A 15,351-nucleotide genomic window follows, 5' to 3' on the forward strand; every position below is an offset into this window, starting at 1 on the left:
AAACTTACCAGAATTGGATTCAAAACTATATGATGTAACCGTTATTGGCGGCGGCATAGTAGGGCTGGCGTCGGCGTATAAAATTCAAAAAGCCTTTCCCGATCTTTCTGTATTAGTAATCGAAAAGGAAACCGCCCTGGCTGCTCATCAAACCGGCCACAACTCGGGCGTGATTCATTCCGGAATTTATTATACACCGGGGTCGTATAAAGCTAAAAATTGCGTTGCCGGCAGGCGCGAACTTGTGGCTTTTGCCAGGGAACACCATATTGCCCACGATGTTTGCGGAAAAGTCATTGTAGCCACGGATCGCAGTGAACTTCCTTTTTTGGAGAAGATCTATAACCACGGTATTCAAAACGAAGTAGAAGATGTCAGAAAAATAACAGCTGAAGAAATCCGGGAAATAGAACCCTTTTGCACCGGCATTGAAGGCCTTTGGGTTGGCTGCACCGGTATCATTGATTTTGTAGCGGTAACCAATAAATTAGCTGAACTTATTTTACAAATTAATTCCAATAGTAAGATATGCCTGGGCTATGAAGTGACGGGTTTTTCGAGCGAAAATGAGGTAAACACCATTTATACCAGCCGGGGCGCTTTTTCAACGCGCAAGATGGTGCTTTGCGGAGGCTTGCAGTCTGATAAACTGGCTTTGAAGCAGGGGGTTGAGATAGAAGAAAAGATTGTAGGTTTCAGAGGCGATTACTATGAACTGACCGAAGCTGCCCGGCATAAGGTGAAAAACCTGATCTACCCGGTGCCTAATCCGGCATTCCCTTTTCTGGGCGTTCATTTTACACGCATGACCAATGGCGAAGTAGAATGCGGGCCCAACGCGGTGTTCACTTTCAAACGCGAAGGCTATAAGAAAACTGATTTCAGTTTGAAAGATACCATGGATGCGCTTTCGTATGCCGGCACCTGGAAACTATTTCGTGATAACTGGCGTTTCGGATTAAATGAATACTATCGGGCTTTCTCTAAGCAGCAGTTTCTTAAAACATTACAGCGTCTTATCCCAAGCCTTACTTTAGATGATCTTAAACCCGGCAGAAGTGGGGTCCGCGCCATGCTCCTGAATAAAAAAGGCGATACCAAAGATGATTTCCGTATAGAATACGGCCACAATAGCATTCACGTTTTAAATGCGCCCAGCCCGGCCGCCACGGCTTCCCTGTCTATTGGCGACGCCGTTTGCGATATGGCTAAGAAAGCGTTTTTTAGCTAAGCGGTTGGGTGTTTTGACGTTTCTTTCTAAGTTTTAATTCGGCATTGATCTGACCCAGGCGGAGAAAGCTGGGGATCAGCGACAGCATGCAGGCTGGTATGACCGCTATCAGCGCGTAATTTTTATTCTTTAAAATTAAGTAGAACAGGATCGTGCAGGCCACGACCATCGCGGCGGCCAGCCCGATGGAAGTCTGTGCGAGCGATTTTTTTTGTTGCGATAAGGTTTCGGTTGATAAATCAGCAAGATCGGTTTTAGGCATACATCTGAATTTAATTATGATCCAATAGCTGACAAGGCCTGTTCAATATCGTAGATGACATCATCAGCATGTTCCAGCCCAACAGAAATTCTTATCAAACCAGGCGTAATGCCGACTTTGCTTCGATCTTCCTCGCTCAACTTAGAGTGGGTTGTGCTGGCAGGGTGCGACGCAATACTTCTCGAATCGCCAAGGTTGGGCGTCAAAGACAGCAGTTGTAAAGCGTCCATAAATTTTCGCCCCGCTTCCACGCCGCCTTTAACCTCAAAACACACGATGCCACCGCCGGCGCTCATTTGCTTTTTAGCAATATCGTATTGCGGATGGGAGGGAAGGAAGGGATATTTCACCCATTCGAGTTTGTCGTTTTTCTCGAGCGCCTGCGCCACTTTCAACGCATTTGCTGAATGTCGCGCGATGCGTACTTCAAGCGTTTCAAGGCTTTTGGTGAGCACCCAGGCATTGAACGCAGAAAGCGTAGGCCCGGAATTGCGGCAGAACAAATAAATATCATCAATCAATGCTTTTCTACCCGATATGACACCGCCCAACACGCGACCTTGCCCGTCAATCCATTTGGTCGCGGAATGGATGACCAGGTCCGCGCCGAAATCGGCAGGAGTTTGCAAAAAAGGTGTGGCAAAACAATTATCGACGTTAAAAATCAGGTTATGCTTTTTCGCGAGCTGGCCTGCTTTTTCAAGATCAATCAGCTCCAATTGCGGATTGGTCGGCGTTTCGAGATAAAGCATGCGCGTATTGGGCTTTACAAAGCTTTCCCATTGATCGATATCTGCGGCATCAACCAGGCTGTATTCTATTCCGAATTTTCCAAGAAATTTGGTTACAACCGTATTGGTTCCTCCAAACATGGAACGGCAGCATAGCAGGTGGTCGCCGGCCTTTAATAAAGCCATAAAAGAATTAAACACTGCCGCCATGCCGCTGGCCACCGCAAAACCCGCTTCACATTTCTCAAGGAGCGCCATTTTGTGCGCAAACTCATCAACGGTAGGGTTGCTATACCTGCTGTATATATTATCATCCGACTCGTCGGCAAAGGCCGCGCGCATGGCTTCCGCTGTTTCAAAAGTAAAACTGCTGGTTAAAAAAACCGGTGTAGAATGTTCCATTTGCGCTGTGCGGGGTGTTTGTGTCCGCACGGCTATAGTAGAAGGATGAAGTTGTCTGTCGTTGCTCAAGTGAAAAAGAATTTAAAGGTGATTAGCTTTGAGGGTGAATGATTACTTTGGTGCGAATAGTTGCTCCGGCTTTTACCAGTGTGATCGCTACCGAACAGTATTTGTTGATCGAAATTTCGACGGCTCGTTTGGCTTTATCTTCGTCAACAGTTCCTGTAATTTCGAAGATCATTTCAATATCTTTCCATAAGGAAGGCTCCACATTCGGCTCTCTTTCACCGTTGACGGTTACTGCATAATCGATCACTTCCTGCCGTTGCTTTTTGAGAATGCTGATGACATCAATACTCGAACATGCCGCCAGCGCATTCAGCAAAAGTTGCATGGGGCGAGCGCCATATTCCTGGCCGCCCATCTGAGGATTGGTATCTGTTTTAACTACGGTACCATTTTCGTTGATCGTGTCAAAACCATAATCTCCGTGTACTCTTTTTAACTTTACCGTATTCATTGTTGTTTTTTTTGCAGTGCAAAGGTATTCGAATTTTAACAGCTTTCCAACTAGGCAATAATCATATTGTCAATCAGCCGGACGCCGGATAAAGAGGCTGCAACTAAGGCCACCAGCGGTTTTTCGCCATCCCACTTATTTATTGGAGTAAGGGTTTGTGCATTGGCGACGCTTACGTAATCAACGATAAAGCCTTTCCTTTCTAACGCATTTCGCGACGCTTCAATTAACGTTGCTATATCGCCAGGTCGCAAACCTTCTTTAATAGATTGCAGGGTTTGATAAATCGCGCCCGCTTTTACCTGCTCTTCAGGAGTCAGCCTCATATTCCTGCTGCTCATGGCCAGGCCGTTGGCTTCGCGAATAGTAGGCGCTATCGTCATTTCAATTGCTTGATGGCCCGGCGTCATTTGTAGCAGCTTTTTGATCACCATACACTGCTGATAATCTTTCTGGCCAAAGAATACCTGATCAGGCCTGACAATCGCAAACAGCTTATCTACCACCTGGCAAACACCCTGAAAATGCCCGGGCCTGTAAGCGCCTTCGAAAACCTTCTCCAGGGTTCCCAACTCATAAAATCTTGTTATTTCTGACGGTGGGTATATCTCTGCTACTTCAGGGAAAAACAGTATATCGCAACCGGCATTGATAAGGGCCTGCAGATCCCGATCGATGGTGCGTGGATACCGGACAAGATCTTTAGGATCGTTGAACTGGGTAGGATTTACGAAAATGCTGACTACTGCTACATCACAGGCGGCTTTGCAATCGGCAACAAGCGTGGTATGACCGCGGTGGAGCGCTCCCATTGTGGGCACAAATCCAACCCTGCGGCCCGCTTGTTTTTGCCCGGAAAGAAAGGCTTGTATGTCGCTTATCTTTTTAAATACTTTCATTAGTATGTTTTATAATATCATGCCGATTGGCTATAAATCTGTAACTTTGCAGCCTTTAAAAATTGCTAAAGCATGTCAACAAAGAAAAGAATTTTATTTATTGCCAACGAAATGTCGCCGTATTTAGAGTTGACTGAGTTTTCAGAAATTGTGAATAAGCTAGCCATCAAAGCCAATGATAATGGTTTTGAAGTTCGGTGCATCATGCCTCGGTTTGGTGTGATCAATGAACGCCGGCACCGCCTTCACGAAGTGGTTCGCCTTTCGGGCATCAATGTTTCTGTAGATAATGATGATATGCCTTTGCAGATCAAAGTGGCCTCCCTGCCAAGTGCGCGCCTTCAGGTTTATTTCTTAGAAAATGAAGAGTTGTTTAAGCGCAAAACCTTATTTCATGACGATGAGGAAAAATGGTTTTCAGACAACGATCTCAGGACTGTATTTTATTGCAAAGGCGCTTTGGAAACCGTTAAAAAGTTTGGCTGGAGCCCCGACGTCATTCATTGTAGTGGCTGGATGACGGGGTTGATACCGGCTTACCTGAAAACAATTTATAAAAAAGAGCCCGTGTTTGCCCACAGCAAAATCGTATTTACGATTGGCGAAAACACTTTTAAAGAAAAGCTGGGCAAAGGTTTTATTCCCAAAGCGCTGATTCACCCTTCAATTAAGGAAAAAGACCTGGAGCCTTTTAAAGAAGGAACCAACACGGCTATGCTCAGGGGCGGCGCTACTTATGCCGATGCGATCACGTTTGGTGCGCCCAATGTGGATAAAAAATTGCTGGCAGAGTTTACGAAAGTGAGAGGCAAAAAGACGCTTCAATTTAAGGAAGATTCTGATTTAACAGAGTATTTACAACTGTATAACGATCTTGCGGAATAATTTATAAAACGTACCGTATCAATCTTTTCAAAATCTTTTGTGTGAAGAAATCATTAGTATTCTTTTTTGCCATAATTTCCTTTTCGTTGGCCGTTCTTTTCTCTTGTAATAAGATCAACCTGCCTACCGAGCTGGGCCAGGACCTTATTCCACCGGTTGATAATGTGCACACTTTTGATACGACCTTAGACGTGGAAACGTATAACGGTATCTTTTCTTTTGCTGATGATTCTGCGCGATCTTCCTATGCCGATTTACAGTATTTGGGCCAAATGAATGACCCGATTTTTGGTAGGACCGATGCAAGAATGTTTTTTGAGTTGAAGCCTCAGCGTTATAAATTTAGTTTTGGAAATATCCCGTCAAAATTATCATTGGATTCAGTCGTTTTGGTGTTAGGTTATGTTAACACTTATGGAGACACACTGACGCCGCAAACGGTGGAGGTTTCGGAGTTAGACCCGGCTACCAATTTTCGGCCGACATATAATTTGGACAGCGGCTATATGATGCGTGAAAACAATTTTGTTACAGCCACAGTCTTGGGTACAAAAACTGTTTTGCCTTACACGCTGAATGATTCAATAAAAATATATAAAGACAGTACGAACCCTTCGGTTGCAAACGAGTTAAGAATTCCTTTGAGCAACTCTTTTGGCCAACGTATGATTAACTACGATACGAGTGGTACGTCTTCCGACGCCTATTCATCCGATTCCTTATTTCGACTTAAGTTTAAAGGTTTTGCTTTGAAGTCTACCAGTGGCAACTCCATCATGGGCTTTGGGTTGGGTACTGTTACCAAGTTAGCCTTCTATTACAAGTATGAAAATCCGTCTACACCAGGTGAAATGAGAGATACGGTAGCTTATTTTTTGTTTTCAACCGGTTCTAGCAGTTCTACGACACCTTTATCAGCTTCGGCGAATTATATAGGAAGGGACTATTCAGGAACACAGGTAGAGGCAACGGCTGGTGACGATGTGGCGGACGACATTGTTTATATCCAGAATACGCCAGGGGCTTATGCCAAAGTCAAAATTCCTGGATTGAAAGGCCTTCAAAACAGCATCGTGCATTTAGCCGAGTTACAGATGGAGCAAATTGCGCATCCCCAGGACTCATTGTTTAACACTGCTCCTTTATTCTTGGATTTGTTTGATAGTACTGCCAACAAATACAAAACGATTCCCTATACCATTGCCAATTCCTATTTAGCGCCTGTCGACCAGTTAGGAACTTTTTATACAATTTCTGCCGTGGGCTATCAACAGTTTGGTTCCAGGCATTTCTTTAAAGCCGATCCGGCGGGTAATCGAGTAAAAGAATGGAAATTTAATTTAACAAGATACGTTCAATATTTATTTAAAGGAACCGTGCCTACAGGCGATCTTAGGTTGCATATGTCCTTTAATATGATGATAGAAAATGGAAATCCAAACTCTGGTACAGCAAAAATCGCTGTTCAAACTACAGGAGCTCCAGCCAGTAGCCGCGTTCGCCTCGGCGGAGGCAATCATCCCACACAAAAAATGAAGTTGCGGATTATTTATTCGAAACTTAAATAACTTGTTGATATTATAAATTTTATTTAAACGGGTGCAGCTATTATATTTGCACCCGATTATTTTTTATAGACTTCTAAATATTTTTGAATGCCTTATTTATTTACTTCTGAAAGTGTTTCTGAGGGACATCCCGATAAAGTTGCCGATCAGATTTCCGATGCGCTAATTGATAATTTTCTCGCCTTCGACCCGCAGTCGAAAGTAGCTTGCGAAACATTGGTGACCACCGGCCAGGTTGTGCTCGCCGGAGAAGTGAAATCTAAGGCTTATCTGGATGTACAGGATATTGCGCGTAAAGTAATCGGCAAGATCGGCTACACAAAGAGCGAATATATGTTTGAAGCGCATTCCTGCGGCGTTTTATCGGCTATTCACGAACAGTCGGCCGATATCAACCAGGGCGTTGATCGTAAGAAAAAGGAAGAGCAGGGCGCGGGCGATCAGGGGATGATGTTTGGCTATGCCACTAACGAAACAGCCAACTATATGCCATTGGCATTAGACCTGTCGCATACCTTGCTGATAGAACTTGCAGAACTAAGGAAGGAAAATAAGCAGATCAAATATCTACGCCCGGATTCGAAAAGCCAGGTAACGCTTGAATATGATGACAATAACAAGCCGATCCGGATCGATGCCATCGTTATCTCTACGCAACACGACGACTTCGACAGCGAACCAAAAATGCTGGCTAAGATCAACGAGGATATGCGAAAAATTTTGATTCCGCGCGTGATCAAAAAATACCCTCAATACAAACATTTATTCAACGATAAAATCAAGTATCACATCAACCCCACTGGTAAATTCGTTATCGGAGGCCCACACGGCGACACCGGCCTTACCGGTCGCAAGATCATTGTGGATACCTACGGAGGAAAGGGAGCCCATGGCGGCGGCGCTTTTAGCGGCAAAGACCCCAGTAAAGTGGACAGAAGCGGCGCCTACGCAACGCGCCATATCGCAAAAAACCTGGTAGCAGCCGGCTTGTGCGACGAAGTATTGGTGCAGGTTTCTTACGCTATCGGTGTGGCCAAACCCACCAGTATCAATGTTACAACATTTGGCACGGCGGCTGTGGGTCTTACAGACGGTGAAATCAGCAGGATTGTTGAGGGTATCTTCGATATGCGGCCCTACTTTATCGAACAGCGCTTAAAACTGCGCAATCCGATTTATAGCGAAACAGCAGCTTATGGGCACATGGGCAGGGAGAACAAAGTAGTTGAAAAAACTTTCTTTTCGCCCGATGGTAAAAAGGTGTCAAAAAAAGTGGAACTATTTACCTGGGAAAAACTGGATTATGTGAACAAAGTTAAAAAAGCTTTCAAATTGAAATAAGATACTGAATGCTATTCAGGAAAAGCCGCTTCAACACTGGAGCGGCTTTTTATGTGGTGTAACATTTCCGGAGGTGGGGTTGATAAAAAGTGTACGGTAAAAACATTTTAAAAAAGAGGTCAATTCGCAAAAACCTTTCGGAAAATTCCGGGTAGATGTGGCCCTTTTTTGGAAATGATACGGATGGCCAAAACGACGCATTTATTGCGTTGCATCAAAAAAGAATTTTGGTGTATAAACTGGTGAAAAATCCTGTTGAATAAAGCGGTTTTCAGCTATAAAAAGAGTAGATTTGCGAACGTTGTTAACGCTATATAAATTTAACTTTTTCAAGAACAGAAGCATTTAAATGGAAGATAATCAGGAGCCACAGGAAACGCAGGATAATAATCGAATTATACCCGTAAATATAGAAGAGCAGATGAAAACCGCCTACATCGATTATTCGATGAGCGTTATCGTCGGCCGCGCCTTACCCGATGTAAGAGACGGGTTGAAGCCTGTGCACCGCCGCATTTTATATGCGATGAACGAACTGGGGCTTAACAACAACAAAGCTTATAAGAAATCGGCCCGTGTGGTAGGGGAGGTTTTGGGTAAATACCATCCTCACGGCGATAGTTCGGTTTACGACGCTATGGTGCGGATGGCGCAGGAGTGGAGTATGCGGTACACCATGGTTGATGGCCAGGGAAATTTTGGAAACCAGGATGGCGACGGCCCGGCAGCGATGCGTTATACGGAGGTGCGTCTTGAAAAGTTAGCCGAGCACATGCTCGATGATATCGAAAAAGACACAGTTGATTTTCAACTCAACTTTGACGATTCTGAAAAAGAACCTAATATCCTGCCCACACGTATTCCCAATTTATTGGTCAATGGCTCCAGCGGTATCGCGGTGGGTATGGCCACCAGCATTATGCCGCATAACCTCAGCGAAGTGATTGATGGATGTGTGGCGTTTATCGACAACAATGATATTACGATTGACGAGTTGATGCAGCATGTTAAAGCTCCTGATTTTCCTACAGGCGGTATTATTTATGGCATGGAAGGGATCAAAGCCGGCATGCATACCGGCCGGGGCAGGGTAGTTGTTCGCGGCCGTGTTCAGGTAGATACAAAGGCAAGCGGCAGAGAGCAGGTGGTGATTACGGAAGTGCCTTACCAGGTAAACCGCGATGCGCTAACCAACCGCATTGGTGAGCTGGTGAATAATAAAGTGATCGAAGGCATTGTTCATGTAAACAACGAATCCAATAAAGACGGAACGAGGGTAGTGCTGGATTTGAAACGCGACGCTATCGCGAATGTTGTCATCAACCAGCTATACAAACACACGGATCTGCAAACCTCTTTCGGCATCAACAACGTCGCGATTGTAAAAGGACGGCCACGAGTGTTGAATGTGAAAGATATGATCTCGGAATTCGTAGAGTTCCGGCATGAAGTGGTGGTAAGGCGGACACAATTTGAATTGAAAGAAGCGGAGAAGCGCGCGCATATTTTGCAGGGTTATCTCATCGCGCTGGATCATCTCGATGAAGTGATCCGCCTGATCAGAAGTTCGGCAACACCCGAAATTGCCAAGGATAACCTGATTAATGCCGGCTGGGGGCTCGATGACATTCAGGCGAAAGCCATACTGGAACTGCGTTTGCAGCGCCTCACCGGTATGGAACGCGAAAAGATCAAAGAGGAATATGAATCCCTCATGAAGCTCATTGCTCACTTAAAAGAAATTCTTTCCAATGCCGGCATGCGTTTCGATATCATCAAAACGGAATTGCTCGAAATAAAACAGAAGTTTGGCGATGAACGCCGCACCGAAATTACTTATCTCAGCGATGAAGTGAATATCAAAGACCTCATTAAAGAGGAAGATGTAGTGATCACTATTTCGCATTTGGGTTATATCAAAAGAACCTCGGCCGATGAATACCGGGCGCAACGCCGCGGTGGCCGTGGAGTTCGCGGAGGAAAGACAAGAGATGAAGATTATATTGAACACCTGTTCGTAGCGTCTACCCATCATACTTTATTGTTCTTTACAGAAAAAGGAAGATGTTACTGGCTGAATGTTTATGAAATTCCGGAGGGCGAAAAAGCCGGCAAAGGCAGAGCTATTCAAAACCTGATGCAGCTGCCTCCGGATGATAAAATCAGAACGATCATCGATATTAAAGACCTGAAAGACGAGGAGTTTGTAAACAGCCACAATATCTTGCTTTGCACAAAAAATGGCATCATTAAGAAAACGAGTCTTACCGATTTTAGCCGCCCAAGACAAACCGGCGTGAATGCGATCACTATTATTGAGGGTGATCGCTTGTTGGAGGCCAAGCTCACCGATGGCAGTTGTGATGTGATGATGGCTGTGAAAAGTGGCCGCGCGATCAGGTTTTCCGAAGAAAAAGTAAGGGCAACCGGGCGCGGTGCAATAGGCGTTGCAGGTATTGAGGTAGATGACGAAAACGACGAAGTAATAGGCATGATTTGTGTGTCAAAGAATGCTGAAACGGCGCCAAGCGTACTAGTGGTAAGCGAAAAAGGATACGGAAAAAGAACGGCAGTCGACGAGTATCGCTTCACCAACCGTGGCGGTAAAGGCGTGAAAACCCTTAATGTTACAGAAAAAACGGGTAAATTAGTAGGGCTTTTGGATGTAAAAGAAACTGAGGATCTGCTGATTACATGTAAAAGCGGTATAACGATTCGCATGCCGGTAAGTGGCATTAGCGAATTGGGCCGGGCAACACAAGGTGTAAAACTGATTCGTGTAGACGACGGGGACGAAATTGCTGCGATTACAACGGTGGACGAGCAGGAAATTGAAGAAGAAATAGCGGAGGGTGAAAACCAAAATCCGGTGGATACAACAAATGAAGCTTCGGCATCGTCTGATAATGAGGATACCGGTAATGAGGATACCGATTCGGGACCTTCGGAAGCATCATCATAAAAAATAAAAGCTGCGCGGATCAAGGACAGAGATGAAAAAAACTCCGGCAGCTCATCAGTCGGTTATTAAAATTTAAAAAATAAGTGCACAAATGCGCCACAAGAATTTTGCATATCCCAATGCGTGATTATTTGGCGAATTCCTGCCCGTCTGGTCAGACGGGCATCTGACCACAAAAAAAAACAAAAAATATACAGATGAAAAAGGTGATTTTACTTGCGACAATTGCTGCTTTTTCCGCCCAGGTTGTTGTGGCACAAAAATACGACGACATTAAAGGAGCGCTTGCTATTGGACAGGTTGACAAGGCCAAAGAAACATTTGATAAAAATTCGGCCAATGAGAAATTTTATAACAAACCTGAAGGCTATATTTTAAAAGCCGCGGTTTATGCAAGTTTGTCGGTCGACAGCAGCAAAGCTGCACAGGCCGAGCAAAACAGGGCAGAGGCCGACGCCGCTCTGGCTAAATACAAGGAGCTGGAACCCGATATGAAATTGCTGGAAGACCCGATGTATAAAAATGCGCCTTACAATTTATATGCGGCTTATTTTAATGCAGGCATTAATGACATTAACAGCAAGGCTTATGAGCCCGCGTATGATAAATTTAAAAAAACAGTCGAATATGCTGAGTTGCTCATTGATAAGAAAATAATGAACAAGCAAATGGATACGGCGGCGATCTATTATGCTGGCCTTTTGGCGGAAAATACCAAGCACGAAGAAGATGCGTTGAAATATTATACGCGCCTGGCTGATGCCAAAATTAAAGAGTATAACGGCTCTACTTACGAAAGCGTTTACCAGGGGTTGTTAAGATATTATGCTACTAAAAACGATAATGCTAATTTCGAAAAATATAAAGCATTAGGAAAAGAACTTTATCCGCAAAGCGAATTTTTCACTTATTCGATGCTTGATTTTGCGGTAGGAAGCAGTTCTAACTTTAACGAAAGGGTGGCCAGCCTCGAAAAATTGATTGCCGCTAACCCTGATGATTACAAAGCCAATATCACGCTGGCAGAAATCATATACGACACCCTTGATTCGCGCAAGGCTGATGCGGTGCCTCCGGGTAATGCAGCAGAGCTCGAAACGAAAATGTTGGCGGCGTTGAACAAAGCGTCGAGCCTTAAACCTGAGGAAATGCAGCCCTTGTTATTGCTGGGCGATCACTACCAGTTGAAAGCGGAAGCCGTAAGAAATGAATTGGTGACGGCAGAAACAGAAGTAACCAAAAAAGGAGCAAAAGCTACAGCAGCGGACAAACAAAAAGTAGCTGACGCTAAGAAGGCCTATAACGAAGCTTACGATGTAGCGAAAGACAATTACGAAAAAGCGGCTAATATGTTTGCTAAAATGTCCAACCTGGATGCACAGCAAAAACGGACCTACCGCCTTATCGCCGGAAATATTGCAGAATATTATTCTTATAAAATCGAAGATGCAAAAGGTGCCGACCGCGATAAATTTGCAGCCTTAGAAAAAAAGTGGGATGATATTTTTGTGAAACTGAGATAAAAAATAATATTAGTTTTTGAAAGCCGCTCCTTACCGGGCGGCTTTTTTAGTGTTCCTCTTCAAACCCGGAAAATTTTATTCGATCGCAAACATGTAACCGATTACATTTTTGCCTATTATTGCAGATATTCGCTTGCACAGACATCAATTTAAAATTAGAATTTATCAATTATGAGCATTGTTTTAGGCAACAATGAATACTTCAAAGGTATTCCGCAAATTAAATATGAAGGCCCCGACAGCGACAATCCGCTTGCCTTTCGCTGGTATGACGAAAACAGGATTGTGGCGGGTAAATCGCTTAAAGACCATTTCCGTTTTGCCTGCGCTTATTGGCATTCGTTCTGTAACGAAGGCAATGACCCCTTTGGGCCGGGCACGCATATTTTCCCCTGGAACGATGACAAAGACGTGGTAACCCGTGCCAAACATAAGATGGATGCGGCTTTTGAATTTATGACCAAAATCAACCTTCCTTTTTATTGCTTCCATGATGTGGATCTGGTGGATTACGGCACGGATATCAGTGAGAATGACAGGCGCTTACAGGCTTTGGTAGATTACTCCAAACAAAAACAGGCCGACAGTGGCGTAAAGCTTTTATGGGGAACGGCAAACGTATTTTCCAGCCCGCGCTATATGAACGGAGCGGCCACTAATCCGGATTTCCACGTCCTGGCACATGCAGCGGCCCAGGTCAAAGCAGCCATTGATGCTACCATCGAACTCGGCGGCGAGGGCTATGTGTTCTGGGGTGGGAGAGAAGGCTATATGACGTTGCTCAATACCGATATGAAAAGGGAGAAAGAGCATCTTGCACGTTTTCTGCACACTGCAAAAGATTATGCGCGTAAAAACGGATTCAAAGGCACGTTTCTGATCGAACCCAAGCCCATGGAACCTACGAAGCATCAATATGATTTTGATTGCGAAACCGTTATCGGTTTTTTACGCCAATGGGATTTGTTGGATGATTTCAAGATCAATATTGAAGTAAATCATGCGACCCTGGCCGGACATACCTTTCAACATGAACTGCAGGTGGCGGCCGATGCCGGCGTATTAGGCTCTTTGGATGCTAACCGCGGCGACTACCAGAATGGGTGGGATACCGACCAGTTTCCCAACAACCTGAACGAGCTGACGGAGGCCATGATCATTTTCCTTCAAGCCGGCGGATTGAAGGGCGGCGGCATTAATTTCGATGCTAAAATTCGACGTTCGTCCACCGATCCTGCAGACTTGTTTTATGCGCATATTGGGGGCATGGACACTTTTGCCAGAGCTTTGATTACAGCAGATGCGATTTTAAACCGCTCTGATTATAAAAAACTCAGAAAGGATCGTTATGCCTCCTATGATGAGGGCCGCGGCAAGGATTTTGAAGCTGGCAAACTTTCGCTTGAAGATTTGAGGGCCTACGCTGTAGAAGCAGGTGAACCGGACGCGAAGAGCGGGCGCCAGGAATACCTCGAGAACATCATCAATCGCTTTATTTAACTGACTCCTTATGCTGTTATTAGGTATAGACCTGGGCACGTCCTCCATTAAAGTATCTTTGGTGGATGGTGCAACGCGTCAAACGCTGGCCACAACGCAGTTTCCGGATAGTGAACGGTCGATTATTAGCCTGCAAACCGGTTGGGCAGAACAGGATCCTGAGCTATGGTGGGAAGATGTAAAAGCTGCGGTTCGGCGCCTTCATCAAACAGGAAAATTTAAAAGTGCCGATATCGGCGCCATCGGTATTTCCTATCAAATGCACGGCCTGGTGCTGGTTGGCAAAGATGGCAAAGCATTGCGGAACAGTATTATTTGGTGCGATAGCCGCGCAATTCCCTACGGCGATGAAGCGCTGCAAGCAATGGGCGCAGATTACTGTTTGCAGCATTTATTAAATGCTCCGGGAAATTTCACCGCCGCCAAATTGGCCTGGGTAAAAGTGAACGAACCCGACATTTTTGGCAAGATTTATAAAATATTATTGCCTGGCGACTATATCGCCCAGCGGCTCACCGGAACGATGACAACAACGCCCTCAGCTTTGTCGGAAGGAATCTTTTGGGATTTTACGGCCGGTAAGATCTCGGAGCGCGTCATGGATTATTTCGGTTTTCCTGATGATATTATACCCGATATTCAACCTGTATGTAGCGATCATGGCCGCCTTACTAAAGCAGTAGCCGAGGAGCTTTCGCTGACGGAAGGCATTCCGGTTTGCTATAAAGCAGGCGATCAGTTAAACAATGCCCTTTCGTTAAATGTGATGGAACCAGGCGAAGTGGCCGCAACTGCAGGTACCTCCGGCGTTATTTATGGCATTAGTGACCAGCTTACTTTCGATCCGCAAAGCCGCATTAACAGCTTCGCACATGTAAACCATGGGAACGATCTTACAAGGGTGGGGGTTTTACTTTGTATAAACGGGACGGGAATTCTCAATAAATGGATCAGGCAGCTAACCGGAGCCCAAGATTATGAAACCATGAACGACCTGGCCCAAAAGGTGGCTCCGGGCAGCGAAGGATTAGCCGTATTTCCTTTTGGAAATGGCGCTGAACGAATGTTGAACAATAAAATGCCGGGCGCCGGATTGCAGGCGATCGACTTGAATCAGCATAGCGCCGCGCATGTTATCAGAGCGTCGCAGGAAGGGATTGCGTTCGCTTTCAGGTATGGGCTGGATATAATGCGCGCTAACGGTATGGCTCCTGCGGTGATCAGGGCGGGCCGGGCAAATATGTTTCTGAGTCCGGTTTTTGCTGAGGCCTTTGTAAATGCAACGAATATTCCTATTGAACTCTGCGATAACAATGGCAGTGTGGGCGCGGCTTTGGGCGCGGGCATCGGTTATGGATATTTCAAAACCCCGGCCGACGCCTTTTTAGAAGAAGATCGGCTTGAGGTGCTTGAGCCAACCCGGGCGGCCGATTATGAGCACTGGTATCAATCGTGGAAGGAAAAACTTGAACGACAATTAATGTATTGAATAAAACAGGAGGCTTAACCAGAGCCGCTTTTTTTTAA

At 45.2% G+C, this 15,351-nt stretch carries 12 protein-coding genes; 8 read left to right on the forward strand and 4 right to left on the reverse strand.

Translation table 11 applies throughout. The features are described from left to right. Positions 1-13 precede the first annotated feature (13 nt). The gene (gene lhgO / locus ABDK00_RS08665; protein WP_346238442.1) at positions 14-1,231 is read left to right on the forward strand and encodes an L-2-hydroxyglutarate oxidase; all 1,218 of its coding nucleotides are present in this window, start codon (positions 14-16) and stop codon (positions 1,229-1,231) included. Here lhgO and ABDK00_RS08670 read toward each other — a convergent pair. The 4 genes from ABDK00_RS08670 to panC are packed head-to-tail and all read right to left on the reverse strand — an operon-like array spanning position 1,224 to position 4,045. Next, positions 1,224-1,493 carry a hypothetical protein gene (locus tag ABDK00_RS08670; protein WP_346238441.1) on the reverse strand — a complete coding sequence of 90 codons (270 nt, stop codon included), beginning with the start codon at positions 1,491-1,493 and terminating at the stop codon, positions 1,224-1,226. The genes lhgO and ABDK00_RS08670 overlap by 8 nt on opposite strands. A gap of 14 nt (positions 1,494-1,507) precedes the next feature. Further along, positions 1,508-2,695 (reverse strand): trans-sulfuration enzyme family protein, encoded by a 1,188-nt coding sequence (locus ABDK00_RS08675; RefSeq protein WP_346238440.1) that lies wholly within the window; start codon positions 2,693-2,695, stop codon positions 1,508-1,510. Between the two features lie 22 nt (positions 2,696-2,717). Next, positions 2,718-3,146, reverse strand: coding sequence for an OsmC family protein (locus tag ABDK00_RS08680; RefSeq protein ID WP_346238439.1), 429 nt, complete (start codon positions 3,144-3,146; stop codon positions 2,718-2,720). A 50-nt stretch (positions 3,147-3,196) separates the two neighbouring features. Then, positions 3,197-4,045, reverse strand: a complete 849-nt coding sequence (panC, locus tag ABDK00_RS08685) for a pantoate--beta-alanine ligase (protein ID WP_346238438.1) — start codon at positions 4,043-4,045, stop codon at positions 3,197-3,199. Positions 4,046-4,117: 72 nt separating this feature from the next. Between panC and ABDK00_RS08690 the strand changes: the two genes are divergently transcribed. From ABDK00_RS08690 to ABDK00_RS08720, 7 genes are all read left to right on the forward strand, one after another. Next, positions 4,118-4,930 carry a glycogen/starch synthase gene (locus ABDK00_RS08690; RefSeq protein ID WP_346238437.1) on the forward strand — a complete coding sequence of 271 codons (813 nt, stop codon included), beginning with the start codon at positions 4,118-4,120 and terminating at the stop codon, positions 4,928-4,930. Between the two features lie 41 nt (positions 4,931-4,971). Next, positions 4,972-6,498 (forward strand): DUF4270 family protein, encoded by a 1,527-nt coding sequence (locus ABDK00_RS08695; protein WP_346238436.1) that lies wholly within the window; start codon positions 4,972-4,974, stop codon positions 6,496-6,498. Positions 6,499-6,585: 87 nt separating this feature from the next. Beyond that, the gene (metK, locus tag ABDK00_RS08700; protein WP_346238435.1) at positions 6,586-7,839 is read left to right on the forward strand and encodes a methionine adenosyltransferase; all 1,254 of its coding nucleotides are present in this window, start codon (positions 6,586-6,588) and stop codon (positions 7,837-7,839) included. A gap of 349 nt (positions 7,840-8,188) precedes the next feature. Beyond that, a complete protein-coding gene (gyrA, locus tag ABDK00_RS08705; protein ID WP_346238434.1) occupies positions 8,189-10,801 on the forward strand; it encodes a DNA gyrase subunit A in 2,613 nt (870 codons plus the stop codon). Positions 10,802-10,998: 197 nt separating this feature from the next. Then, on the forward strand, positions 10,999-12,324 hold the full coding sequence (locus tag ABDK00_RS08710) for a hypothetical protein (protein ID WP_346238433.1): 1,326 nt from the start codon (positions 10,999-11,001) through the stop codon (positions 12,322-12,324). 171 nt (positions 12,325-12,495) lie between these two features. Further along, a complete protein-coding gene (gene xylA, locus ABDK00_RS08715) occupies positions 12,496-13,824 on the forward strand; it encodes a xylose isomerase (protein WP_346238432.1) in 1,329 nt (442 codons plus the stop codon). Between the two features lie 10 nt (positions 13,825-13,834). After that, on the forward strand, positions 13,835-15,313 hold the full coding sequence (locus ABDK00_RS08720; protein WP_346238431.1) for a xylulokinase: 1,479 nt from the start codon (positions 13,835-13,837) through the stop codon (positions 15,311-15,313). Positions 15,314-15,351: the final 38 nt, after the last annotated feature.

This window comes from Niabella insulisoli, assembly GCF_039652435.2.
In the GTDB taxonomy this organism is placed as follows: Bacteria; Bacteroidota; Bacteroidia; order Chitinophagales; family Chitinophagaceae; genus Niabella; species Niabella insulamsoli.